The sequence below is a fragment of the Lutimaribacter marinistellae genome (genome assembly GCF_042648365.1).
GTDB lineage: Bacteria > Pseudomonadota > Alphaproteobacteria > Rhodobacterales > Rhodobacteraceae > Lutimaribacter_A > Lutimaribacter_A marinistellae.
Genome location: NZ_JBHRXI010000003.1, coordinates 64,098 through 85,028 on the forward strand (window position 1 = coordinate 64,098; position 20,931 = coordinate 85,028).

Sequence of the window (20,931 nt, forward strand, 5' to 3'; positions counted from 1 at the left end):
CGTCACACCTCGGATCAATCTGCGCGCAGGTCTGGCAGCGTGAAGTCCATGAAACGCTGTTCCTCGGCGATGGTGGCGGCATCGATCACGCCGCCTGTTCCGTCACCCACGGTCTGCACCGCTTCGAGCTGCCACATGGCCACGAGCGCGATCGCCAGTTCCGCCGTGACGCGCGTGTTGAGATCGATGCTTTCCTTGAGTTCATCCATGTCGTCGATCAGCCCGACGAGCCGGTCGACGCGCTCCAGCGATTGGCCTGCGTCTTCATAGCTGTTCTGGGCAGCGGCCGAGACGAGTGCGCCGGTCGTGGCTTGCGTCGCCACACGGTTGGCCCCGGGATTGCCGCTTGTGGCCATTTCCGAAAGCGTATCGTCGTCAAATCCGAGATCGGCCAGGACCCGGTCCATCTGGGTTTCGATCTCGCCCGCTCCGGAGCCAGCGAGGCCAGAGAAGTCACCTGTCTTGATGGCTTCGATTGTGGCGAGGATGTCCCCAAACTCTTGATCGAGCAGGCCGTTCAGCTCGTCTTCCATCTCGGTACGGATGATTTCCGGCAGTTCGGCGAGACGGGTCAGCGCTTCATATGTCCGTTGCAGCTCCGCGAGTTGATCCGTGAGTGTCGCAAGCTGTTCGCGGAGCTGCGTGAGCTGCTCGGTTTGCAGAATCTCGTCTTCGATCATCTGCCGGAGCTGCTGGATGTTTTGTGCGATGTTCTGGGTGTCGACGACGGGTACGCCTTGCGCAAGGGCAGGGGACAGGGTGCCAAGATGCAGGCCAATCCCAAAAGTCGTGGCCAAGGCCGTTCTCATGAGTAAATGTCCCATCAGTCTATCTCCCTGATCGTGAATTCCATGAACGCGCCCTCGGCCATACGGGCGCTGGCCTGGGCCAGTTCCTCGGCAGAAAGGACGCGGGTCCGCGCCGCCTGAAGTCGAATACGCGCGGCAACGAGGCGCACGAGTTCGGCGCGGGCATAGGTGTTGAGCGCGATGCTTTCCTGCACGTCTTCGGTCTCGGAAATCCGCTCGACGATATCCGCAATACGCAAGGCGGCCTGCCGGATCGCGGTGGGCGAGTTGTTGCCATAGAACTCCGCACCGTGCCCGGTGATCGAGAGGTTCGCATTGGCGAGAAGCGCGGGGTCGATTGTGCCAAGCGCTTCGATCCCGCCGATGCGGCTCAGGTAGAGATTGTAGCGTTCGGGGATGACCTGGACGTAGTGCTGGGTCTCGGCAAAGGGCGGCACGCCCCCATATTCGAACACGCGGCCGGGTCCGGCGTTATAGGCGGCAAGCGCGTTGATGATATTGCCGTCGAAGGTGTTTAGTTGTGTCGCAAGATAGCGAGCACCGCCATGCACCTGCAGATAGGGGCTGTCATAGTATTCCGGGTTGATGCCGAGATCGCTGGCGGTGCCGGGCATGATCTGGGTGAGGCCGAAGGCTCCGACAGGCGAGCGTGCGCCGATGGTGAAGCGGCTTTCCTGCCAGATGAGCGCTTGCAGCAGGGCCCGCCATTGAACCGGGGAGAGGCCGGCGCGGCCCACGCCGGCAAAGCCGCTGGTTTCTTGTGCGACGCGGATGATGAGCTCTTCGATGTTTTCCGCCGCATCCCCGAACATTTGCGCGCCGCCGGGATTGGGATCGATTTCGGCATTGCCATAGACGGCCTCGACGGAACGGTCCGGGTCGCCGCTGCCACTTTCCAGCCCCGAGACCATGGCCGGCAGGCCCTGACCGCCGAAGCTGGTCTGGGCATCGAGGATGCGTTGCAGAGTTTCCAGCTGCTCCCGTTCGATCTCGGTAATGAGTTCGCGCACGGAAAGCTTGTCCGCTTGAACGGCGAGGTCTGCCTCGCGATCGCCTGTTTCGACGATATCACGCGCGGTCAACCCGCTGTCATTGGTCGGTACACCTTGGGACAGGGCGAGACCGGGCAGCAGGCAAAGCGCCAGGATATGTGGCAGCCTAGACTTCAATGTCGCGCTCCGGCGCGCCAAGGGGCATGAAGGTACAATCCGGCGCGATGTGGGCTGTCGAGACCAAGAACGTGAAGCAATTGGCCTGCGGTTCCTGATACTGGGCGCAGGAGGCCAAAGCGCCGAGCGCGGCGAGAAACAACAATTTGGCGTTTCGAGATTTTCTTGAATCGTTTGTTCGCTGCCTCTCGCTTCGCTCGAACGCGAAAAACGATGCAGGTTTCTTTGTTGTATTCTCAAAACGCCATATGCGTGTCATGAAAGTCTCCAGAAGTCCGGGCGGTCGCGGTAGTCAGCGCCGACGAGCGCCTCGCCTTTTTCCATGCCGCCGAGGATGGTGAGATTGGGTCCGAGGGCGCTCAGATCGGCATCGACGAAGATGGAGCCCTGGTCATCGCGGATGAGCGCGAGGCGGCTATCGCTGCCGGTGCTGAGAAGCACGTCGAGTTCCTTCTCATAGAGGTTCAGCATCGCGTAGTCGGACGCATGGGCGCGGATGTTCGGCAGCAGGATTTGTGTGGGCACCGCTTCGACGATGGTCTTACCGGTTCGGGTGCGCTCGAGCTGGCTGGCGTATTGCGTCATCATGACCGCAACGGTGTTCTGCTTGCGCGCGGTCACGAGCCAGTTCGACAGCCGCTCGGCGAAATATGCGTTGTCGAGCGCTTTCCAGGCCTCGTCGATCACGATGATCGTTGGGCGGCGGTCCTCGATCTCGCGCTCGACCCGGCGGAAGAGGTAGGAGAGGACGGCCATGCGCTCTTTCTCGGCCTCGCTGTCGAGAATGCCGGTCAGATCGAAGCCCACCACATCGCCCTCGAGCGAAAACGTGTCTTCCAGCGTCTGGCCGAATATCCAGCCATAGCGGCCCTCTTCGGTCCATTCGAGAAGGCGCTCGTGCAGATCGCCGCCATCATCGGTGGAGACAAAAAGTGATGCAAAATCCCGCCAGTTGCGCAGGGCCGGGTTTGTGGCTTGCGCGTTCTGGCGGACGACTTCCTGGATGCGGTTGGTTTGGGCGGGCGTCAGCGGCTTGTCGGCACGGTAGAGCAGGGTGGCGAGCCAATCCGAGAGCCATGCTGTGCCGCGACTATCAGTTTCCGTCCAAAGCGGGTTGAGCCCAGTAGGTTGTCCGGCTTTCAAAGACGCGTAGCGCCCGCCATTGGCGCGGACCGCCATCTCCATACCGAAACGGTAATCGAAGACGAAGATCCGCGCCCCTGCTCGACGGGACTGCGTCATGAGGAATGCCGAGAGGACCGACTTGCCGGACCCGGGCCGGCCAATAATCAGGGTATGCCCGCTGGTGGGCTCTTTGTCGGGGCTGCCTTGCTCGTGATAGGAAAAGCGGTAGGCGCTCTGCTCGGGCGTGGGCAGGTAGGTGATGACCTTGCCCCAGGGCGTTTTCTCCGCCGGTTTGCCAAGCTGGGTCCGATGGAAGGCCGCGAAATCCGCGAAGTTGCGATTGGTGATGGCACTGGCGCGAACGCGCTTGGGCTGGTTGCCGGGATGCTGGCTGAGGTAATGGGCCTTGGCCGCGACCCGCTCACCGATCATCTTCACACCTTCGGCGGCGGCGGCGTTGACGATCTCGGCGCTCAGTGTCTGCAATTCGTCCAGCGTATCGCAAAAGAGCGTCACGACCATATGGTGTTCGCCGAAGCTCTGGCGCTTGGCCTCGAGATCATCGGCGGCGATGTCGAGCGCCTCCATAAGCGACAGGGCCGCATCCTGGCTGGCCTGCATCTGGCGCTTCTGCCGTTTGATGCGTCCCGCCATAAGGTTCGAGTTGATCGGTGTGAAGGAATGCGTGACGATCATGTCGACCGGCAGGTTCAGCATGTCGAACATTGTGCAGGAGGTGGCTTCGGAGTATTCCCCGATGGTGAAGCTCTTGCCAAAGCGTTGGCCCACCACGCCTTCGGTGAGCTCGAAGTGATCTCCGTGAAACGTCACGCGGGTGTTGGCCACGTTGAAGGACAGGAAGCCATAGGTGTTCGCGGGATAGAGTGGCAGTTCCTGGCCAGTGTTGAGGGCTCCCAGAAAGCCGATCAACTCGCCGGACTTGGCCGAAAGCACACGCGGGTGCAACTCCGTCAGGCCTGACACGAACACGCTTACGGCCTCGCCCAAACGACGCAGGCGCTTTTCGGTCGCTTCCTTGAGGCGATCCGGCGCGCTGCGATTAAGGAAAGGCAAAACGCTTTTTGGGGGTGGGCGGTGAATGACCGTGAGCGTCAGGGTCTTGTCGCGCAGCCCGCTGGTCTTGAGTTTCGAGCGCCAAAGCCGATCCACCTCGCCCGCGAAGCTATCCTCTCGCACGGGCTCGAGGTCCGCCGTGATCGCCTTGGAGACCTTGTGGACGTAGTAACTGAACTCCGGCCCCAGCTGCGCGATGATCCGAGCGAAGAGCGCCGTCACCTTGTCGAGATAGGCATCATCCGTCGTATAGCTGTTGATCCCTTCGAGCCGGATACACTGGAAAAGCTCGTTCACGCGCGTGCGCACGGTGCGGTCATCGACCAGGCTGACGTAAGGCAGCATATGGGCGAGGCGGGTCTCGCGTGCATACCATTCGGGCGTCATCGTGCGGGGATCGAGCGCAGCATCACAGGCTTCATCACGGAGCATAGCTGTCCCCGCCATGGATGGAGCGGTTCCGCGTGGGCGGTGTCTCCTGCAGCGCGGTCATCATCACGTCGATGAAGCGCGGGTCCCAATCCGCAGCCTTCCAGAGCACGGGATAGAGCAGGGCCGCCACACCCAGCACCGCGATGTGCTGCACCCAGACGAACAAGAGCACCGAGCCGAAAAGCCAGACCATCGCGTACATGATGGGCAGGCCCAGAAGCTTGGGCGGGCGCACGAGGCCGAGAAAGAGAGGCGAGCGCTCAGCCACCGGCAAAGACCGCGGCAACGATGGTGGGAGCGGCGGCGACACCGGCGATACCAACAAGCACCCAGAGTGCCTGGCGCAGATCGATGATGTTGAAAAACCAGCTCAAGAAAACGCCAAGGACTGCGAGTGTGGCGATCACGACTCCGAGCGGGCCAGTCAGAGCATCGACAATGCCCTGCAATAAGCTTTGGATCGGGGAGAGATCGATGCTTTGGGCAAGGGCTGGCTCGGCAATGAGCAGGAATAGCGCCAGTGAGGCGACAAAGAGGTTTGAAATCTGTCTCATGACTTTGATCCTTCCAATCGAGCCACGACAGCCATGACGCGGGCCACGTGGGTCTGGGTTTCTCGGTAGGGGGGAATGCCGCCGTACTGGCGCACTGCATCTGGGCCGGCGTTGTAGGCTGCGAGCGCGAGCCGCGGATCGCCAAACGTGTCCAGCATCATCGCAAGATAGCGGGCGGAGCCGTCGAGGTTTTGAAGTGGATCGCGCGGGTCAACGCCGAGATCACGCGCCGTCGCGGGCATCAATTGACCAAGGCCGATGGCGCCCGCACTCGAGACCGCGTCCTGTCGGTAGGCGCTCTCGACCTCGATATTTGCGCGGTAGAGCGTCAGCCAATCGCGAACCGAGAGATCCGTGCGCCGAAGCCCGGGATGCCCGGCGTAGCGAAGCGCGGTGGCCTCAATGGCTGTAAGAACATCGGCGCGGGGCAGGGGCGCAGGTCGCGAGAGGGCTGCAAAACGCAAAGCGTCAGGTTGAATAGCTGATTCATCTTCACCGAGGATCGCCAGCTCATCAGCCGCGGACCCCTGGCCGATGCCGTCATTGTAATTGCGGGCAAAGCTGTCCTGAGAACGCGACGGCGTCAGAGCGCCATCGCTCTCCATGACCAGTACCATCTGCGCAGTGGCGGGACCCGCGAGATACCAGGCAAGGAGAAGGCTATTTGCTGCTGCCTTTGTCGGTCGCAGCCAGCTTGTGTGTCGTCCGCTGGCCTTCTTCGAGCGGGACATCCGCATGGGAGAAGCCGATGCCGATGAGGAAGGACACCACGCCCGTGATGGTTTTGAATTCGCGGATCTTGATGTCGTTATAGGTCGTCCGGGTGCGGGCCGTGACCAGCAGCTTCTCCACGCCCTCGTCAGAGACGACGCGCATGATCCAGACCCCATAATAGCTGGGGCCCTTCTTGTGTGCCGACTCCTGGCACAGGATTTCAGCGCTATAGCCACTTTCCACGAGTTCGCGGAAACGTGCTTCCGTAACCACATTTGGTGCTTCGATGTCCCAGTTCATGGCCCGGCTCACGCTTTCTTCAAACGCGCAACACCCGGGCATTCCCACTTGAAGCCCAGAGTTACGATAGTATATTATCAACCGCAAGATGTATTGGTCAGATACGGCTGTATCTCGGTTACTCAAACTCTAGGCACGGCCATTGATGTCTATCAAGGAAAATAGGGGTTTCAGAAACCTGCGGTTGAGCCGTTGGGTGGGCATGCAGTCTGTAGCACTGCTTTTGCTCGTTCCGGCTGCAAGCCAAGCAGAATCCTGTCTCGCCCCGGTCCGGCCTTTCGTGCCAAGCGATTCGCAGGCCGCTCGGGATTATGCCGACATCATCCGGCGGGACTTCGAGGTCTATATCGCCGACATTCAGGACTACTTCCACTGCCTCGAGCAGGAGCGTGCGCGTGCTTTTGAGGAAGCCCGCGAAGTCAGTCAGGACTACGGTCGGTTTCTGGAACTTGCGGGGGATTGATGGGCGATCGGGTATGCATCAGGATTGCACCCAACAGAAACAAAACGCCGATAACACCCTCAAATATCTGCTTTTTAGATAACAGATTTCATCCGCTAGCGACGTCACAAAGGGTATGTGACGCGTGGCGAAAACAATCAGAACAAATGGCCAGTTGGCACTCGTCCGTGCGTTGGTTGATGCACGTCAGAATGCGGGTCTCAGCCAGCAGCAGTTGGCGGCGAAGCTCAAACGCCACCAGTCGTTTGTGGCACGCCTCGAAAGCGGCGAGCGTCGTATCGACGTCGTGGAGTTTACAGTTCTGGCCAGGGTCATTGGCTTTGACAAAAATGAAGTCCTGTCGATTGTCGAAGCCGCCACGGAGCCCGACCACAAGATTTGAAAGCAATGTAATTTTGGGACGCGCACGCTTCGTGCGTCCTCAAGTGAAGCGAGCTCCTAAACAAAGAGCAGTTAGCAAATATCCACTACGTGCGGCCTGCGGCGCGAGTAGGCGCCTTAATACACCATGCCGCAATTTCAGCGCCAGAGTGCAGGAAGTTCGTAAACAGTGAACGATGATAAAGGTGAGGGCGTCGCGATCGCCAATCTGATTGGGACCGATGGGTGCAGCATTGTTGGTTGGGTGTATCGCTGGAGTGCAGGCGCCCATGCGGTGATGTGGGACGTCCAAGGGCCCCAGCCGGTGTCGGAAATCCAGCCGGATCTCACTGCGGAACAGAAGCAGGAAATCGGCTTGGATGATTTGAAGCGGATTGGAAGCGGCAAAGGTGGATAGGCTCCTCAGCTAGCCGCCAGTTCATATTTGATAGTTGGGGTCGGCCAGCATACCGGACATTGGGGTCGCACGCAGCGGATGCGGACTCTGAGCCCATTTTACCGAATGCTGCGTTTTGCACCGATGGCCGCAAGCCGAGCAAAGCTGCCATTCGAAAGAGCCTGGGGAGTTTGCCCAGTGATGGATGGTAGCAATTTTGTCTTGATTTCAGGCCGTTGCAAGTGGTCGTGTGCAGTACATGTTCATGTTCTGATCGCGTGATTTCGTGGGATTTTCGCGTCTTCGGCGACGGTCCAAATAAACAGCCATGCATGGCCCTGCATCATGCCGATCCTCGATCGCCTCAGGATTGGTGGAGGCGCCTGCGATCTCCCGCAGGCGCCATTGCTCACTCGCTGCGAACGATCTCGCTGTAGGCGCCGCGGAGCTGCAGCGTGACGGTCACGTCGGAATCGTCGCGGTTGCGCCAGAACCAGCCGTGTTCGCCGGGAAACGGCGCCTCGATGCTGCCCGCGCCATCGGTCGTGCCCCGGCCACGGTCGTAGTCGATTGACTGGCCATCGCCATGGGCGTGCAGGTCGAAGTTGATCCGGCCGCCTTCCGCGACCCACGAATATTCCACGATATCGCCTGCGGCCATCACCATCTTGACCTCGGTGAACGCGTCCGGCGCCAGCGTGAAGGTCACCGTGTCGGTCCACGCTTCCTGAGCGTGCGCCGCGCCCACGAAGAGTCCGAACATGTCCTCCATGAGGCTCGACGACTGCTCGCCGCCGCCGTGGACCGCCTCATCCTCCGCTGCCTCGCGGGCGAGTTGCTGCTTGATCTCGCCCATCTCGGTGAGGCCGAGGACATTGCCCACACCGGTCGGGTCGATCCCATATTCCGCCGGTAGGTAGACACCGACCCCGATAAAGGCCGCGCCGATCACGGCGGCGATGGTCGAGCGCCGCAGTTGTTTCGGTGTCGGCAGGAGCGCCGGATCGGGCTTCTCCGCGGTCAATTGCATCGTGTCGCGCATTCTGTCGATGAGTTGCATATCGAATTCTCCTTATGCGGCCGCAAGAAAGCCGTTGATCTGGTAGACGGTGAGCCAGATGCCAAGGCCCACCATGATGACGTTGGCGACGACGGCTTGGCTCATGAACCGCTCGGACCGGCGCCAGTAGCCCATCACGACGAGGATCGCGAAGAGCGCGAGGATCTGGCCGACCTCGACGCCGACGTTGAACGCGAGCAGGTTCCACAGGAGGCCGTCCTCGGAGATGTCGTATTCGATGATCTTCGAGGCGAGGCCGGTGCCGTGGAACAGGCCGAAGATCAGCGTCGCGGCCTTTGTGTTGGGCTGGAACCCGAACCACTTCTGGTAGGCGCCGAGGTTGTCGAGCGCCTTGTAGACGACGCTGAGGCCGATAATGGCGTCGATGATGTAGGAATTGATGCCCCATCCCCACCAGACGCCGGCGAGCATCGTCACCGAGTGCCCGACGGCGAAGATGCTGACATAGATGGCGACATCCTTCATCCGGTAGAGGAAGAAGACGACGCCCAGAAGGAAGAGGATGTGGTCGTATCCCGTCACCATGTGCTTGGCGCCGAGATAGATGAAGGAGATGACGTGCACCCCCCAGATTTCCTGGATGTAGCCCGCGTCACCGGGGGTGACGTCATGGGCCAGCACCTGCGCCACGCTGGAGGCGTAGAGCGCAAGGGCTGTCAGAAGGATCGCCGTGAAGCGTCTCGACGCGAGCGCGTGCAGGGCCGGTGAGTTTAAACTCATGAATAGGTCTCCGTTCGTGCGATTGAATGATCGGTGAGGCCGCGCGCGGGCGCAGCGCCGATCAGGCACGCGGAGGGCGTTCGATCCGGAACGTGTGGTGCCCGCCGCCCGGCGAGGCCTTCAGGCGCCGCGCATCCCTGTAGGCGGAGGTCGGATGGCTTCGGTCCCCGAGCGCCAGGAGCGCCTGACTGTGGTCATGGTCCGCCACGTCATGGCTGTGGCCGTGCATTGCCCAGTAGAGGTCTTCCTCGAACCCGTGCGAATGCCCGTGATCAGCGATCATCTCCAGATGATCCTGGATCGTCTCGAACACGGCCGGCGTGTGGGTCGCGGCGGGTATGACCGACCAGAACACAAGCGACAGGCAGAGAAGCGCCGTAAACGCCTGTTTTCCGTATGTCGCCAGAGGCCTCATCGGTCTTGCCTGTCTGCCCATATGCGCAGCCTCTTCTGAGGCCATCTTGTTCTATCCCCCCTGGGGGGATATCGTTGTTCTATGACAAAGTCGCACATCCACGCAACCCATCCTGCCCTGATCGCGCGGCTGAAACGCGCCGACGGTCATCTGCGGGCCGTGATCGGCATGATCGAGGAGGGCAAACCTTGTCTCGATATCGCTCAGCAGTTGCAGGCGGTTGAGAAGGCCGTCGTCAATGCCAAACGTGCCCTGATCCACGACCACATGGACCATTGCTTGGACGAAGACCATTCGCCCGCGGACCGCGATGAGCTGAAAGCCATCGCCCGCTACCTTTGAGATCATCGATGCTGGAGATCCTCGCCGACCGCACCTACCGCCACCTGTTCCTTGCGCAGGTCGTGGCCCTGCTGGGCACCGGCCTTGCGACAGTGGCACTCGGGCTGCTGGCCTATGACCTCGCGGGCGACGGGGCGGCGATGGTGCTGGGCACGGTCTTCACGATCAAGATGGTGGCCTATGTCGGCATCGCGCCCGTCGCCGGCGCCTTGGCCGACCGTGCCAACCGCCGCGCGCTGCTGGTCGGGCTCGACGTGGTGCGGGCGGGTGCCGCGCTCTGTCTGCCGTTCGTCACCGAGGTCTGGCAGGTCTACGTGCTGATTTTCCTGCTGCAATCGGCCTCGGCCGCCTTCACGCCGACTTTCCAGGCGACGATCCCGGACGTGCTGCCGGAGGAGGCGCGCTATACCCGCGCGCTGTCGCTCTCGCGGCTCGCCTACGATCTGGAAAACATCCTCAGCCCGACCCTCGCCGCGTTGCTGCTCGCCCTCATGACGTACAACTCCCTGTTCCTCGGTACGGTGGCGGGCTTCGCGGCCTCGGCGCTGCTGGTCGTTTCGGTGCTGCTGCCGAGCCCGAAGCCGTCCGAGCGGCGCGGCATCTATGACCGCACGACACGCGGCATCCGCATCTACCTCGCGACGCCGCGGCTGCGCGGACTGCTGGCCCTGAACCTCGCCGCGGCTGCGGCGGGCGCCATGGTGCTGGTCAACTCGGTGGTGCTGGTACGCGGCACCCTCGGCCTGTCGGAAAGCGCACTGTCCTGGACGATGTTCGCCTTCGGCGCCGGCTCGATGCTTGCGGCGCTTCTGTTGCCGCGCCTCCTCGACCGCTTGCCCGACAGGCCGGTGATGGTTGCGGGCGCCGCGCTGATGGTCCTGTGCCTGCTGGTCTTGGCGGCAGAGGTCGCCGCCCTCGGTCTCGACTGGCCCTTCCTGTTCGGCGCCTGGCTGCTGGTGGGGCTGGGATATTCCGCCGTGCTCACCCCCTCCGGCCGCCTCCTGCGCCGCTCGGCTCATGCGGAGGATCGACCCGCGCTCTTCGCCGCCCAGTTCGCGCTTAGCCACGCCTGCTGGCTCGTGACCTATCCGCTTTCGGGTTGGCTGATGACGCAGTTCGGTCCGGTCGTGGCGCTCGGCTGTCTTGCGGCGCTGGCGGGTGCCGGGGCGTTGGTCGCGTCGCGTCTGTGGCCGAAGGAGGATCCGGAGATCTTCGAGCATACCCACGAAAACCTGCCGCTCGACCATCCCCACCTCAAGGGCGAGCGCCGACACGCACATCCCTTCGTCGTGGACGACCAGCATCCCCGCTGGGCGTCGCAGCTCTAGCTTTCTTGCCCTTTCAAGACATGCTTCGAGCATTCGCGCATGCTCAGAAACATGAACGTCACGAGTGGCTCTCGAAGACCACGGTCGACCCGTCGCGCAAGACGAGCAGCGTGTCATAGGCGTCGCGCTGGTCACCCATTTCCATGCCAGGCGAGCCGATCGGCATGCCCGGCACCGTGAGGCCAAGTGCGTCCGAGCGTTCTGCCAGCAACCGTTGCACATCGCCAGCCGGCACGTGGCCTTCGATGAAGTAGCCGTCGATAAAGGCGGTATGGCAGGAACTCAGTTCCGGTGTGACGCCAGCGCGCGCTTTCATCGACCAGAGTGTTTCTTGATCGACGTCGCGGGCCAGGGCATCGAACCCTGCGCCGGTCATGTGGTCGACCCAAGCAGAACAGCAGCCGCAGGTCGGCAATTTGAAAACTTCCATTTGACTGGGCGTTGCATTTGCCGGTCGGCCAAGCGTTGTCGCGGTGAAGCCAGAAGCGATGCTGGTAAGGATGAAGTGTCTGCGGTTCATATGTCTTATCTCCCAATTCGTGGTTGTCTTGAGCGCGGTCACGTCACGCCACCCTGAGCCACGTCATCATGCCGCCGGCTGAATGTTCCAACATGTGGCAATGGAGGAGCCAGTCGCCGGGATTGTCTGCGACGAAAGCGATCTCGACTGTCTCTGAGCGGTTCATCAGAAGCGTGTCGCGCAGGGGGCCCACCGAGCCATCTGCGGAAATCTGGCGGAAATGGTGGCCGTGCAGGTGCATTGCATGTGGCCAGGCCGTGTCGTTTGTCATCGCGATGCGGATTGTCTCACCGCGCGCGGCGTCGATGAGTGGGGTCTCTCCCATCTCCGCCATTCCGTTGAATGCCCAGACCTTCCCTGCGGCCGCCATCTCGCGCATGCCCATCCTGCGACCGCCCATCATTGCGCTCTGCATCCCCCCCATGGCGCCGCCTTCCATGTGAAGCTCCGCGCGTCGGGCATCATTGATCGACCTAAGGGCTGGGACGGGGTTGGGCGGCAGTGGGATAGGATCGGAGAGCCGCGCGGTCCGGGCGCGCCCTTGGACGGGGAAGGAGGCAAGGGCGTAGCCGCCGTCGCGTTCGAAGCTGACGAGCATGGCCTCTCCGCCCTCGTCAGCCGTGACATCGACGATCAGGTCAGCGCGCTGAGCAGGCGCGAGGGACAGTCGCTCAAGCGGCTCCGGCGTTTCGAGCGGCATACCGTCGAGGGCCACAATCCAGCCTTCGAGGCCACGGGCCTCGAGCGAAAAGATCCGCGCGTTGGCCGTGTTCACGAGACGCAGCCGCATGCGGGTGTGCTGCTGCACCTCGCGGGTCCAAGCGCCGTTCCCGTTCACGGTGATCCAGTTGCCGATCCGTCCCGCATGCGCCCAGTCGTGCATGGCGCCGAAATCATCGGCGATCTGGGCCGCGTCGTTCAGTCGCCAATCGTCGATGAGCAGAACGTCGTCCAGGTCGACCTCCGGAGCGCCTTCGGCCTCCTCGACGATCAGCGCGCCGTAGAGTCCGCGGGCCATCTGCTCCCAGCTGCGATTATGCGGGTGGTACCAATAGGTGCCGGCGTCCGGCGCGGTGAAGTCGTAGGTAAACTGAGCGCCCGGCTCCACGGCCGGTTGGGTCATGCCAGCGACGCCGTCCATGGCGTTTTCGATACGGATCCCGTGCCAATGGACGCTGGAGGGCTGCGGCAGATCGTTAACGAAGCGCCGAGACACCTTGGCGCCTTGGGGCACACGGATCGTCGGCCCCGGAACCGATCCGCCGAAGGCCCAGACTTCCGTCTCCGGATATTCGGCCGGCGCGAGACGCGTGCGCGCTTCGCTGGCGACCAGGTCCTGAACTCCGTCTGCTACGGCGATCCGCGGCATCGCGAGGCTCGCCACGGATCCGAGAAGCTTTTTGTTGAACTGGCGACGGGTCAGCATGGCCGGACCTCCTCTCAGGATAGGAATACGGCGGTTTGGACCGCCTTCATCTGTGGTAACGCGCCCATCGCCTGCTCCGAGGGCGGTGATGTGAGGGTCGTCAGAGCGGCGGTTGTCGCGAGGATGGCTGCCACGAGCACGCTTTCCACCGCAATGGACCGGCGCATGCGCTGCGCGGCTCCGGGCATGGCTTTGAAAAGATCGGGGGTCAGTCGCAGCTTGTTCAGCGCCGCGAGAGCCAGCACGCCAGCGAAAAGCGCCAGTTTGAGAAGGAACGCCTGGCCGTAGGGCGAGAAGAGCGCATCGGGCGTCGCCGCTCCCAGAAGAACAAGCGTGAGAATGCCGGCGGCGACGAGCAAAGCAACAACCCAGAGGGCTTTTGTTCCGAACTCATGCGCAAGCGCACCGGCTTTCTCGGGCGTCTCGCGGCGCGCGGCGCGCGACAGGGGCGCGAAGCTGCCGATCCAGAAGGCGAGGCCCGCGATATGCACCGTGACCAAAGCGCCCAAAAGCAGGCGCGGGTCGCCGAGCGCATGACCGCGCATGGCAAAGGAGGCGCAGGCGAGGATGGCCCCGGCCGCCGCGAGCCAGCGTGCCGTGCGCCATGGCAGAAGAACGCTGAGGATGAGCGCCAGACCAACCAGCCGAACGATCAGGCTCGCGCCGAGGGGGCTTTCGGCGACAATCCCCAGCATCATGGGATCGACCGCGCCATCGAGGGCGCCGCCCATGAGAAAACTCGCGCGAACGGGCAGGCGCAGGGCGCTGAGCAGGGCCGCCGCGATCGCGCCGAGCACCGCCGCCCGCCTTAGCGCCGCGCGGGCGTCTGCGGTCAGTTCGCGAAGCCACAGCAAGACCAGAACGCTGCCCGCCGCGATCAAGGTCGCGGCATAGGCCAGCGTCTTCACGAGGATCGCGATCCAGATAACGGCGTCGGCAGAGGCGAGCGCAGCGATCAAGCGGGGTCAGTCCGCGATCTCGAAGGAGAAACTGCCCTGCATCGGATGGCCGTCACCCGACAGGCCGCGCCACTCGACGGTGTAGGCCCCTTTGCCCAGCGTGGCAGGCACAGCCTTGAACTGCGTCACGGGGGCCATGTCATCCGAGCGCTGCAAGTCCATACCGGTGCCCGTGCTGTCGGTCAGGCGAACCATTGTCACGCGCATCGGGCTGTCTAAGGTCATTTCGATGCTCTCAGGCGGCGTCTCCAGGATGGCGCCGTCGGTCGGCACGGTGGCTTCCTTGGACGAATGCGCAAACGCGGCGGATGTGACCAGAGCCACCGCGAACATGGCTGAAATCAGACCACGTGCTTTTGTCATCTTCTTACCTCGTTCCTTGTGGTCGCGCGACCGGCCCGAATGCGCCGGTCGCGGATCGTTGCGATCAGTTTGGCATCATTGCCCCGATGGCGTACATCCCGTCGGCGTCTTTCATCAACATGAGCGTCACTTCCGAGCCTGCCTCGATGTCGTCCATCATCTCGGCATTTTCGAGAAGCGGCAGGTCCATCGTCATCGCGGGCCAGCCGATTTCCGGGATCGGATCGTGGCTGACATTGGCCGTGCCGTCGCCGATCGAATTGACGATGGCTTTCGTATGGACAGCGCCTTCCATCTGTTCGTCCGACATCGGCATGTTCGAATGATCCATGCTGCCATGGTCCATTTGAGCCAGGGCTGGCATGGTTGCGAAGGCGATGAGGCCGAAAGTTGCTGTAAATGTTTTCATTGGTAGCTCCATGGTTTCACTTGCGTTTATTCGGCAGGCACTGAGCCTTCAGGCCGCAGAATGAGGGGAGTGATCTCGCGGTTGACGCGACGCAGCGCCAGCCTCTTCCAGATCACGAAAATCGACGGAATGACGAGGAGGGTCAGCAGGGTCGCCGTGACCATGCCGCCGATCATCGGTGCGGCGATCCGCTGCATGATTTCCGACCCCGTACCGGTGCCGTACATGATCGGGATGAGAGCCGCAAAGATCGTGGCCACCGTCATGACCTTGGGACGGACGCGCAGCACGGCACCTTCGAACACCGCGTCTTCAATGTCATCACGTGTGAGCTTGCGGTATTCGGATTCTGCGAGCTTGCGCCGCTTCTCCCAGGACAGATTGAGATAGAGTAGCATCACGATTGCGGTTTCCACCGCAACGCCTGCAAGCGCGATGAAACCCACGAGCACAGCCACCGAGATGTCAAAGGTGAGATACCACAGAAACCAGACCCCACCCGCCAATGCCACAGGGAGAGCTGCAAGGATGATGCCCACCTCGATCACGCGGTTGAAGGCCATGAACAGCATCAAAGTGATGATCAGGAGCGTTGCAGGGGCTACGATGGTCAGCCGTTCCTGCATCCGTTCGATGTATTCGTACTGGCCGGACCAGCTCAGCGAATAGCCGGGCGGCAGGTCGACATCTCGCAAGACCACGTCACGCGCCTCAGCCACATAGGTGCCGAGATCGCGCCCGGCGATATCGATGAAGACAAAGCCCGTGCGTCTCGCGTTCTCAGATCGGATCATGCCCGGCCCATCCACGATGCGAATCTCTGCAAGTGCCGCAAGCGGGATATGCGCGCCGGACGGTGTGACAACGGGTAGGGTTTCAAGACGCTCGGGACTGTCTCGCCACGACTGCGGGTAGCGCAGATTGATCGGGAACCGTTCGAGACCTTCGACGGACTCCGACACCTGCATACCGCCGATGGCTGTCTGCACCACGTCCTGCACGTCGCGCACGCTCATCATATAACGGGCGGCGGCGTCGCGCTTCACGTCGATCTCGATGAAGCGCCCGCCGACGGGGCGTTCGGCGTAGGCGGATGCGGTGCCTTCGATGCCGCGGACCGCGTCCTCTACTGCGATGCCAATCTGTTCGATCACCTTCAGATCGGCGCCCGAGATCTTCACGCCGACCGGCGTCTTGATCCCCGTCGCCAGCATGTCGATCCGGTTCTTGATCGGCTGGATCCAGACGTTGGTCACACCGGGCACCTGAACGATGCGGTCGAGCTCGTCGCGAATCCCATCCATCGTCATGCCAGGACGCCATTCGGATTCCGGTTTGAGCTGGATCGTGGTCTCGATCATCGTCAGCGGCGCCGGATCGGTGGCCGTCTCGGCACGTCCAAGCTTGCCGTGGACTGTCTCGACCTCCGGTATCGTGGCGATGAGCCGGTCAGTCTGTTGCAACACCTCGCGCGCTTTTCCGATGGAGACACCCGGGTAGAGCGTGGGCATATAGAGGAAATCGCCCTCGTTCAGTTCCGGCATGAACTCGGAGCCGAGGCGCTGGAGCGGATACCACATCGAGGCGACGACGGCCGCGGCCATCAGTGTTGTTGCCCAGGGCCAGGCGATGGCCGCGTCCAGAAACGGGCGATACATCCAGACGACGATGCGATTGAGCGGGTTCTTGCGCTCAGGAAGAATCCGTCCGCGAATAAAATATCCCATGAGCACCGGCACGAGGGTGATCGACAGGATTGCCGCGGCAGCCATGGCGTAAGTCTTGGTATAGGCGAGCGGCTTGAACAGTCGTCCTTCCTGGTTTTCGAGCACAAACACCGGGAGGAAGCTCACCGTGATGATCGCAAGGGAATAAAAGAGAGCAGGCCCGACCTCTGACGCGCATTCCTGCACGATCCGCCAACGGTTCTCTGCGGTAAGCTTCTCTTTCTCCAGTCGTCGGTGCATCGCCTCGATCATCACGATGGCGGCGTCGACCATGGCCCCGATGGCGATGGCGATGCCGCCCAGCGACATGATGTTTGCATTCACCCCTTGTGCCTTCATCAGGATAACGGCCGCGAAAATGCCCAATGGCAGCGACAACAGGATCACCAGCGATGAGCGCAGATGAAGAAGGAAGGCGGCGCAGACCAGCACCACGACGATGAATTCTTCCGTGAGCTTCTTCTGCAGGTTCTCGATAGCCCTTTCGATCACCCCGGAGCGGTCGTAGGTGGTGACGATCTCAACGCCCTCGGGCAGGTTCGGGCGCAACTCCTCGATCCGCGCCTCCACCGCTTTGATGGTGGCCAGCGCATTGCCGCCCCAGCGCAGGATCACGACGCCGCCCACAGCATCGCCTTCGCCGTCAAACTCGCCAACCCCGCGCCGCATTTCCGGTCCGAGCCGGATTTCGGCGACGTCACCGAGGGTCAGGGCCGCACCGCGCTCGTTGACCATCAAGGGTGCGCTGGCGAGATCCGCGAGTTCATCGATATAGCCTGACGAGCGGACCATGAACTCAGCCTCGCCCATCTCGATCACGCTGCCGCCTGTTTCGCGGTTCGCGGCCTCGATTGATCGGCGCAGCTGCGGGAGCGTGATGTCGTAGGCGCGCAGCTTGTTTGGATCGACGACAACTTGATACTGCTTGACCATGCCGCCGATCGTGGCGACCTCCGAGACACCTTCGACAGCCTGAAGCTCATATTTGAGGAACCAGTCCTGCAGCGTGCGGAGCTGCGACAGGTCATGGTTCCCGGTCCGGTCGATTAGGGCGTATTGGTAGATCCAGCCGACGCCCGTCGCGTCCGGACCCAGCTGAGGGGAGACGCCCTCGGGCAGGCTTCCCGTGATCTGCCCGAGATATTCCAATACCCTGGAACGTGCCCAGTAAAGATCTGTGCCATCTTCGAAGACGACGTAGACGAAACTGTCCCCGAAGAAGGAGAAGCCGCGCACGTCCTGCGCGCCCGGCACGGCGAGCATCGCGGTCGCCAGTGGGTAGGTGATCTGGTTCTCCACCACCTGCGGCGCCTGGCCCGGATAGGGCGTGCGCACGATGACCTGTACGTCAGACAAGTCAGGGATCGCGTCCACCGGGGTCTCACGGATGGCCCAAATCCCGGCCGCCGCCATCATCAACGCGAGCGCCACGATGATGAACCTGTTTGCGATCGAGGCGCGGATGATGGCCGGGATCATTGCGACACGCTCCGCGCAGCGGCTGCGCCCACAAGCGTCATCGTGAAGTCCGGGTTACGATGGAGCAGAAGAGTAAGCTCTTCGCCGGTGGTCAGTTCTGCCGGATCTATGGTGTCCGCGATGGCGAAATCCATCGTCATGCCGGGCATGCCGATTTCGGCCATCGGCCCATGCGTGATGTTGGCCATCCGCGCGCCTGCATCGACCGCGTTGATCGTGCCTGAGACTTCCATCGGCGGCTGCACAGGCTCGGCTCCGGTCAGCACCATCGTCATGCCGTCTGGACGCGCGAAGGTGAGTGATATTTCCGCTCCGGTTTGCAGAGACGCCAGATCGAGGTTGGCATCGACGGCGAACGACATGGTCATCCCCGGCATCCCGATTTCGGTGATCGGCCCATGTGTGATGGTTGCTTGTCGGGCGGCCGGGTCGATGGCGTCGATGGTTCCCGAAACGATGATTGGCGGAGCCGCTTCGATCTGCGTCTCCATACCCTGCTCCATAACGGGTGCTTCCTCCCCGTCGGCGCGCACCGCGATAACGGAAAACATACCGTTCTGATCCTTAGCCAGATCGAATTCGATCGGCGTATCGAGCGGCACGCTATTGGGATCGAGACCGGCCACGTCGAGATCCATTTGCATCGGAGGCCAGCCAAGATCCGGAATGGGGCCGTGGTCCAGTGTCAGCTTGCCGTCGGGCGTCACGGCCAGCGCCATGCCCGTTCCCGTCGCTGCAACACCGTCATCTGGCGCCAGCTCGATCAGGCCAAGCAGACCGTCGGCGCCCCGGGCGGCGCGGAACGCCACCTCCTCTCCCTCGCGAAGCCGGTCGAGCGACACGTCCGCGCGCACCGGAAACTCGGACGTCATGGCGGGCCAGTCGAGACTGTCCAGCGTATTATGGCGCAGCGTCGCGATCCGCCGTTCCCGGTCGAGCGCAATAAGCGTGCCCGTTCCGCGGGCGGGCTCTTCATCGGTCGGCGCCATGCGCATGAAGCCCGCGCTCAGCGCGCTTTCGCTATCGATCAGAAATTGCGCAGAAGCGACGACCTCCTCGCCGGGCGCAAGCCCTTGCAGAATTTCCGTCCGACCGCCTTCTCCGAAACTGTCGCGCAGTCCGGTCGTGACGAGCCGCGGCCGGAATGTGCCTTCGTCTGTCCTCAGGATGACGCGCTCCGCCGTTCCGGTCCGGATCACCGCCTCGGACGGCACCGTCAGAACCTGACGGGTTTCGCCGGAAACAAGCCTCACATTGCCGAACATGCCGGGCCGAAGCAGCCCTTCGGAATTGTCGAAGCGCAGGCGTACGGGCAGGGTGCGCGTGCGCGGATCGAGCTCCGGGTAGATGTAATCAATTCTGCCCTCAAAAACCTCGCCCGGCAGATGCTCGAAGCTGGCAACCGCAGTCATGTCCTCCGATAGGCGCGACACCTCACGCTCGAACACGTCCACGATGAGCCAGACCTGGCTCAAATCCGTGATCGATACCGCTTGCGTTCCCGGTTCCAAGAACATGCCGTCCGCTGCCTCCAGGGCGACGACGATGCCGTCCCTCGGAGCTTCCACGGCAATGCGCCGCGCGACTTCGCCTGACGCCTCGATCTCGGCAATCTGCCTTTCGCTGGCGCCGTGAGCGCGCATCTTGTTCCGCGCCGCCTCAAGCGAAAGACCCGTGCCGTTCCTGACTGCGCGTAGGAAGTCGAAACTGGCAACGCCGAACTCCTGCGAAAAGAGCTCGAACAGCACGTCGCCCTTTTTTACCACATCGCCGACAGCCCTGACATTCAGAACCTCGATCCATCCATCGACACGCGTATGGACGTGGCTGGTCAGGTGCTCGTCGTAACCGACGAAACCGACCGTCTCAATTTCCGGAGCTACGTCAGTGACACGCGCCAATGCCGTCCGCACGCCGATGGCGTTGATTTCAGCGGCGCTCAGCGAGACCTCTGACGGATCGCCTGATGGTTCTTGCCCGGCATAAACCGGGATCAGATCCATGCCCATTGGCGACTTGCCCGGGCCTGGCTGCCGGAAATTCGGATCCATTGGAGCCACCCAATACAGGACCTCCGAGCCGCCCGCGCCATCGGTGTTTGACGGATTGAGATACCACCGCTCAAGAGCGATGCCGCCTGATATGCCGCCCGCTGCGGCAAGGATCGCGAGAGCCGAATAGCGTCCACGCATGTCAACCTCCTGACAGCCGATCCGCTTCAGATCGGCCCGAAATTCGATATGAGTCCGCACTTTTCGAGGGCGCGGCTCGACACAAAATTCAGGAGAGTCTGGGGGGGCGTTCGGGAAGTGAGCTGGCGATCGAGGGGCCGACCTCTTGCTCGGCTGTCTGATGGCATGCGCTCGGACCGACGTCGGCAGACAACAACGTCTCCGAGTTTTGCTGTTCGGAAAGACAGCACGCCGATGCGTGGCAACCAGATGCCGCGTCGGTTTCAGGCTCACAACAGTCAGAATCGGGTCCGTCCGGTGACATTTGATGCGCTGCGTGCATCGTATGTTCTGAGTCGGACATGACCCAAGCAACGCCTTCGTGGCCCGGATGCTCCATCGTGACAGCAGCAGCGACTCCAGCAATCATGAGCGCAAGGCACATGATGAGCGTCGTCAGACACTTCGTTGAAAAGCTATGCACGAACCTGGTCACAAAAAACGGAATAGTTTTCGTCCTGTGCCAAGACAACTAGATTTTGCGTGACCGCATGTGGGCCAGAGTGCGCGCAGCCCACGTCATCGTTCCGCGGC

The 20,931-nt window shown here is 62.1% G+C and carries 23 protein-coding genes; 5 read left to right on the plus strand and 18 right to left on the minus strand.

Features of this window, described 5'->3' with window-relative positions:
* Positions 1-14 precede the first annotated feature (14 nt).
* The 8 genes from ACFORG_RS04380 to ACFORG_RS04415 are packed head-to-tail and all read right to left on the minus strand — an operon-like array spanning position 15 to position 6,177.
* The gene (locus ACFORG_RS04380; RefSeq protein ID WP_386734166.1) at positions 15-824 is read right to left on the minus strand and encodes a type IV secretion system protein; all 810 of its coding nucleotides are present in this window, start codon (positions 822-824) and stop codon (positions 15-17) included.
* Positions 824-1,978 carry a lytic transglycosylase domain-containing protein gene (locus ACFORG_RS04385; protein ID WP_386734167.1) on the minus strand — a complete coding sequence of 385 codons (1,155 nt, stop codon included), beginning with the start codon at positions 1,976-1,978 and terminating at the stop codon, positions 824-826. The genes ACFORG_RS04380 and ACFORG_RS04385 overlap by 1 nt, the downstream gene beginning before the upstream one ends.
* On the minus strand, positions 1,968-2,237 hold the full coding sequence (locus ACFORG_RS04390) for a hypothetical protein (protein WP_386734200.1): 270 nt from the start codon (positions 2,235-2,237) through the stop codon (positions 1,968-1,970). The genes ACFORG_RS04385 and ACFORG_RS04390 overlap by 11 nt, the downstream gene beginning before the upstream one ends.
* On the minus strand, positions 2,234-4,609 hold the full coding sequence (locus ACFORG_RS04395) for a VirB4 family type IV secretion/conjugal transfer ATPase (protein ID WP_386734168.1): 2,376 nt from the start codon (positions 4,607-4,609) through the stop codon (positions 2,234-2,236). The genes ACFORG_RS04390 and ACFORG_RS04395 overlap by 4 nt, the downstream gene beginning before the upstream one ends.
* The gene (locus ACFORG_RS04400; protein WP_008327373.1) at positions 4,599-4,877 is read right to left on the minus strand and encodes a type IV secretion system protein VirB3; all 279 of its coding nucleotides are present in this window, start codon (positions 4,875-4,877) and stop codon (positions 4,599-4,601) included. Before ACFORG_RS04400 ends, ACFORG_RS04395 begins: the two co-directional genes overlap by 11 nt.
* On the minus strand, positions 4,870-5,163 hold the full coding sequence (locus ACFORG_RS04405) for a TrbC/VirB2 family protein (RefSeq protein WP_012187323.1): 294 nt from the start codon (positions 5,161-5,163) through the stop codon (positions 4,870-4,872). The genes ACFORG_RS04400 and ACFORG_RS04405 overlap by 8 nt, the downstream gene beginning before the upstream one ends.
* Positions 5,160-5,780: a lytic transglycosylase domain-containing protein gene (locus ACFORG_RS04410; RefSeq protein ID WP_386734169.1), complete on the minus strand. Its 621-nt coding sequence runs from the start codon at positions 5,778-5,780 to the stop codon at positions 5,160-5,162. Before ACFORG_RS04410 ends, ACFORG_RS04405 begins: the two co-directional genes overlap by 4 nt.
* Before the next feature lie 43 nt (positions 5,781-5,823).
* Positions 5,824-6,177, minus strand: coding sequence for a hypothetical protein (locus tag ACFORG_RS04415; protein ID WP_012187321.1), 354 nt, complete (start codon positions 6,175-6,177; stop codon positions 5,824-5,826).
* Positions 6,178-6,379: 202 nt separating this feature from the next.
* Here ACFORG_RS04415 and ACFORG_RS04420 point away from each other — a divergent pair, with 202 nt between their 5' ends.
* From ACFORG_RS04420 to ACFORG_RS04430, 3 genes are all read left to right on the plus strand, one after another.
* Complete coding sequence (locus ACFORG_RS04420) at positions 6,380-6,640, plus strand: hypothetical protein (protein WP_386734199.1); 261 nt, start codon at positions 6,380-6,382, stop codon at positions 6,638-6,640.
* A gap of 124 nt (positions 6,641-6,764) precedes the next feature.
* On the plus strand, positions 6,765-7,022 hold the full coding sequence (locus ACFORG_RS04425; protein ID WP_068241761.1) for a helix-turn-helix domain-containing protein: 258 nt from the start codon (positions 6,765-6,767) through the stop codon (positions 7,020-7,022).
* Positions 7,023-7,190: 168 nt separating this feature from the next.
* Entirely contained in the window at positions 7,191-7,418 is a 228-nt protein-coding gene (locus ACFORG_RS04430) for a hypothetical protein (protein WP_386734170.1), read from the plus strand.
* Positions 7,419-7,806: 388 nt separating this feature from the next.
* Here ACFORG_RS04430 and ACFORG_RS04435 read toward each other — a convergent pair whose 3' ends face one another.
* The 3 genes from ACFORG_RS04435 to ACFORG_RS04445 all read right to left on the minus strand — a co-directional run bounded on the left by ACFORG_RS04435 (position 7,807) and on the right by ACFORG_RS04445 (position 9,613).
* Complete coding sequence (locus ACFORG_RS04435) at positions 7,807-8,457, minus strand: transmembrane anchor protein (protein ID WP_386734171.1); 651 nt, start codon at positions 8,455-8,457, stop codon at positions 7,807-7,809.
* 12 nt (positions 8,458-8,469) lie between these two features.
* On the minus strand, positions 8,470-9,198 hold the full coding sequence (locus ACFORG_RS04440; protein WP_386734172.1) for a HupE/UreJ family protein: 729 nt from the start codon (positions 9,196-9,198) through the stop codon (positions 8,470-8,472).
* Positions 9,199-9,259: 61 nt separating this feature from the next.
* Complete coding sequence (locus tag ACFORG_RS04445; protein WP_386734173.1) at positions 9,260-9,613, minus strand: hypothetical protein; 354 nt, start codon at positions 9,611-9,613, stop codon at positions 9,260-9,262.
* A gap of 81 nt (positions 9,614-9,694) precedes the next feature.
* Here ACFORG_RS04445 and ACFORG_RS04450 point away from each other — a divergent pair, with 81 nt between their 5' ends.
* Both ACFORG_RS04450 and ACFORG_RS04455 read left to right on the plus strand, forming a co-directional pair.
* Complete coding sequence (locus tag ACFORG_RS04450; RefSeq protein WP_386734174.1) at positions 9,695-9,955, plus strand: metal-sensing transcriptional repressor; 261 nt, start codon at positions 9,695-9,697, stop codon at positions 9,953-9,955.
* 8 nt (positions 9,956-9,963) lie between these two features.
* Entirely contained in the window at positions 9,964-11,283 is a 1,320-nt protein-coding gene (locus ACFORG_RS04455) for an MFS transporter (RefSeq protein WP_386734175.1), read from the plus strand.
* A gap of 58 nt (positions 11,284-11,341) precedes the next feature.
* Here ACFORG_RS04455 and ACFORG_RS04460 read toward each other — a convergent pair whose 3' ends face one another.
* The 7 genes from ACFORG_RS04460 to ACFORG_RS04490 form a co-directional block, all read right to left on the minus strand.
* A complete protein-coding gene (locus tag ACFORG_RS04460) occupies positions 11,342-11,803 on the minus strand; it encodes a DUF411 domain-containing protein (protein WP_386734176.1) in 462 nt (153 codons plus the stop codon).
* A 43-nt stretch (positions 11,804-11,846) separates the two neighbouring features.
* The gene (locus tag ACFORG_RS04465) at positions 11,847-13,229 is read right to left on the minus strand and encodes a multicopper oxidase family protein (protein ID WP_386734177.1); all 1,383 of its coding nucleotides are present in this window, start codon (positions 13,227-13,229) and stop codon (positions 11,847-11,849) included.
* Between the two features lie 14 nt (positions 13,230-13,243).
* Entirely contained in the window at positions 13,244-14,188 is a 945-nt protein-coding gene (locus ACFORG_RS04470; RefSeq protein ID WP_386734178.1) for a CopD family protein, read from the minus strand.
* Between the two features lie 6 nt (positions 14,189-14,194).
* Positions 14,195-14,551 carry a copper resistance CopC family protein gene (locus tag ACFORG_RS04475; protein WP_386734179.1) on the minus strand — a complete coding sequence of 119 codons (357 nt, stop codon included), beginning with the start codon at positions 14,549-14,551 and terminating at the stop codon, positions 14,195-14,197.
* A 64-nt stretch (positions 14,552-14,615) separates the two neighbouring features.
* On the minus strand, positions 14,616-14,960 hold the full coding sequence (locus tag ACFORG_RS04480) for a copper-binding protein (RefSeq protein ID WP_386734180.1): 345 nt from the start codon (positions 14,958-14,960) through the stop codon (positions 14,616-14,618).
* A gap of 26 nt (positions 14,961-14,986) precedes the next feature.
* Positions 14,987-18,166 carry an efflux RND transporter permease subunit gene (locus tag ACFORG_RS04485; protein ID WP_386734181.1) on the minus strand — a complete coding sequence of 1,060 codons (3,180 nt, stop codon included), beginning with the start codon at positions 18,164-18,166 and terminating at the stop codon, positions 14,987-14,989.
* Positions 18,163-20,358 (minus strand): efflux RND transporter periplasmic adaptor subunit, encoded by a 2,196-nt coding sequence (locus ACFORG_RS04490; protein ID WP_386734182.1) that lies wholly within the window; start codon positions 20,356-20,358, stop codon positions 18,163-18,165. The genes ACFORG_RS04485 and ACFORG_RS04490 overlap by 4 nt, the downstream gene beginning before the upstream one ends.
* Between the last annotated feature and the right edge of the window lie 573 nt (positions 20,359-20,931).

Excerpts from the sequence above, each read along its gene's own strand:
- ACFORG_RS04435 (WP_386734171.1), bottom strand. The coding sequence starts at position 8,457 with ATGCAACTCATCGACAGAATGCGCGACACGATGCAATTGACCGCGGAG.
- ACFORG_RS04475 (WP_386734179.1), bottom strand. The coding sequence starts at position 14,551 with ATGACAAAAGCACGTGGTCTGATTTCAGCCATGTTCGCGGTGGCTCTG.
- ACFORG_RS04410 (WP_386734169.1), bottom strand. The coding sequence starts at position 5,780 with ATGGTACTGGTCATGGAGAGCGATGGCGCTCTGACGCCGTCGCGTTCT.
- ACFORG_RS04455 (WP_386734175.1), top strand. The coding sequence starts at position 9,964 with ATGCTGGAGATCCTCGCCGACCGCACCTACCGCCACCTGTTCCTTGCG.
- ACFORG_RS04390 (WP_386734200.1), bottom strand. The coding sequence starts at position 2,237 with ATGACACGCATATGGCGTTTTGAGAATACAACAAAGAAACCTGCATCG.
- ACFORG_RS04420 (WP_386734199.1), top strand. The coding sequence starts at position 6,380 with ATGCAGTCTGTAGCACTGCTTTTGCTCGTTCCGGCTGCAAGCCAAGCA.
- ACFORG_RS04445 (WP_386734173.1), bottom strand. The coding sequence starts at position 9,613 with ATGAGGCCTCTGGCGACATACGGAAAACAGGCGTTTACGGCGCTTCTC.
- ACFORG_RS04485 (WP_386734181.1), bottom strand. The coding sequence starts at position 18,166 with ATGATCCCGGCCATCATCCGCGCCTCGATCGCAAACAGGTTCATCATC.
- ACFORG_RS04465 (WP_386734177.1), bottom strand. The coding sequence starts at position 13,229 with ATGCTGACCCGTCGCCAGTTCAACAAAAAGCTTCTCGGATCCGTGGCG.
- ACFORG_RS04440 (WP_386734172.1), bottom strand. The coding sequence starts at position 9,198 with ATGAGTTTAAACTCACCGGCCCTGCACGCGCTCGCGTCGAGACGCTTC.
- ACFORG_RS04450 (WP_386734174.1), top strand. The coding sequence starts at position 9,695 with ATGACAAAGTCGCACATCCACGCAACCCATCCTGCCCTGATCGCGCGG.
- ACFORG_RS04380 (WP_386734166.1), bottom strand. The coding sequence starts at position 824 with ATGGGACATTTACTCATGAGAACGGCCTTGGCCACGACTTTTGGGATT.
- ACFORG_RS04395 (WP_386734168.1), bottom strand. The coding sequence starts at position 4,609 with ATGCTCCGTGATGAAGCCTGTGATGCTGCGCTCGATCCCCGCACGATG.
- ACFORG_RS04415 (WP_012187321.1), bottom strand. The coding sequence starts at position 6,177 with ATGAACTGGGACATCGAAGCACCAAATGTGGTTACGGAAGCACGTTTC.
- ACFORG_RS04405 (WP_012187323.1), bottom strand. The coding sequence starts at position 5,163 with ATGAGACAGATTTCAAACCTCTTTGTCGCCTCACTGGCGCTATTCCTG.
- ACFORG_RS04460 (WP_386734176.1), bottom strand. The coding sequence starts at position 11,803 with ATGAACCGCAGACACTTCATCCTTACCAGCATCGCTTCTGGCTTCACC.
- ACFORG_RS04490 (WP_386734182.1), bottom strand. The coding sequence starts at position 20,358 with ATGCGTGGACGCTATTCGGCTCTCGCGATCCTTGCCGCAGCGGGCGGC.
- ACFORG_RS04480 (WP_386734180.1), bottom strand. The coding sequence starts at position 14,960 with ATGAAAACATTTACAGCAACTTTCGGCCTCATCGCCTTCGCAACCATG.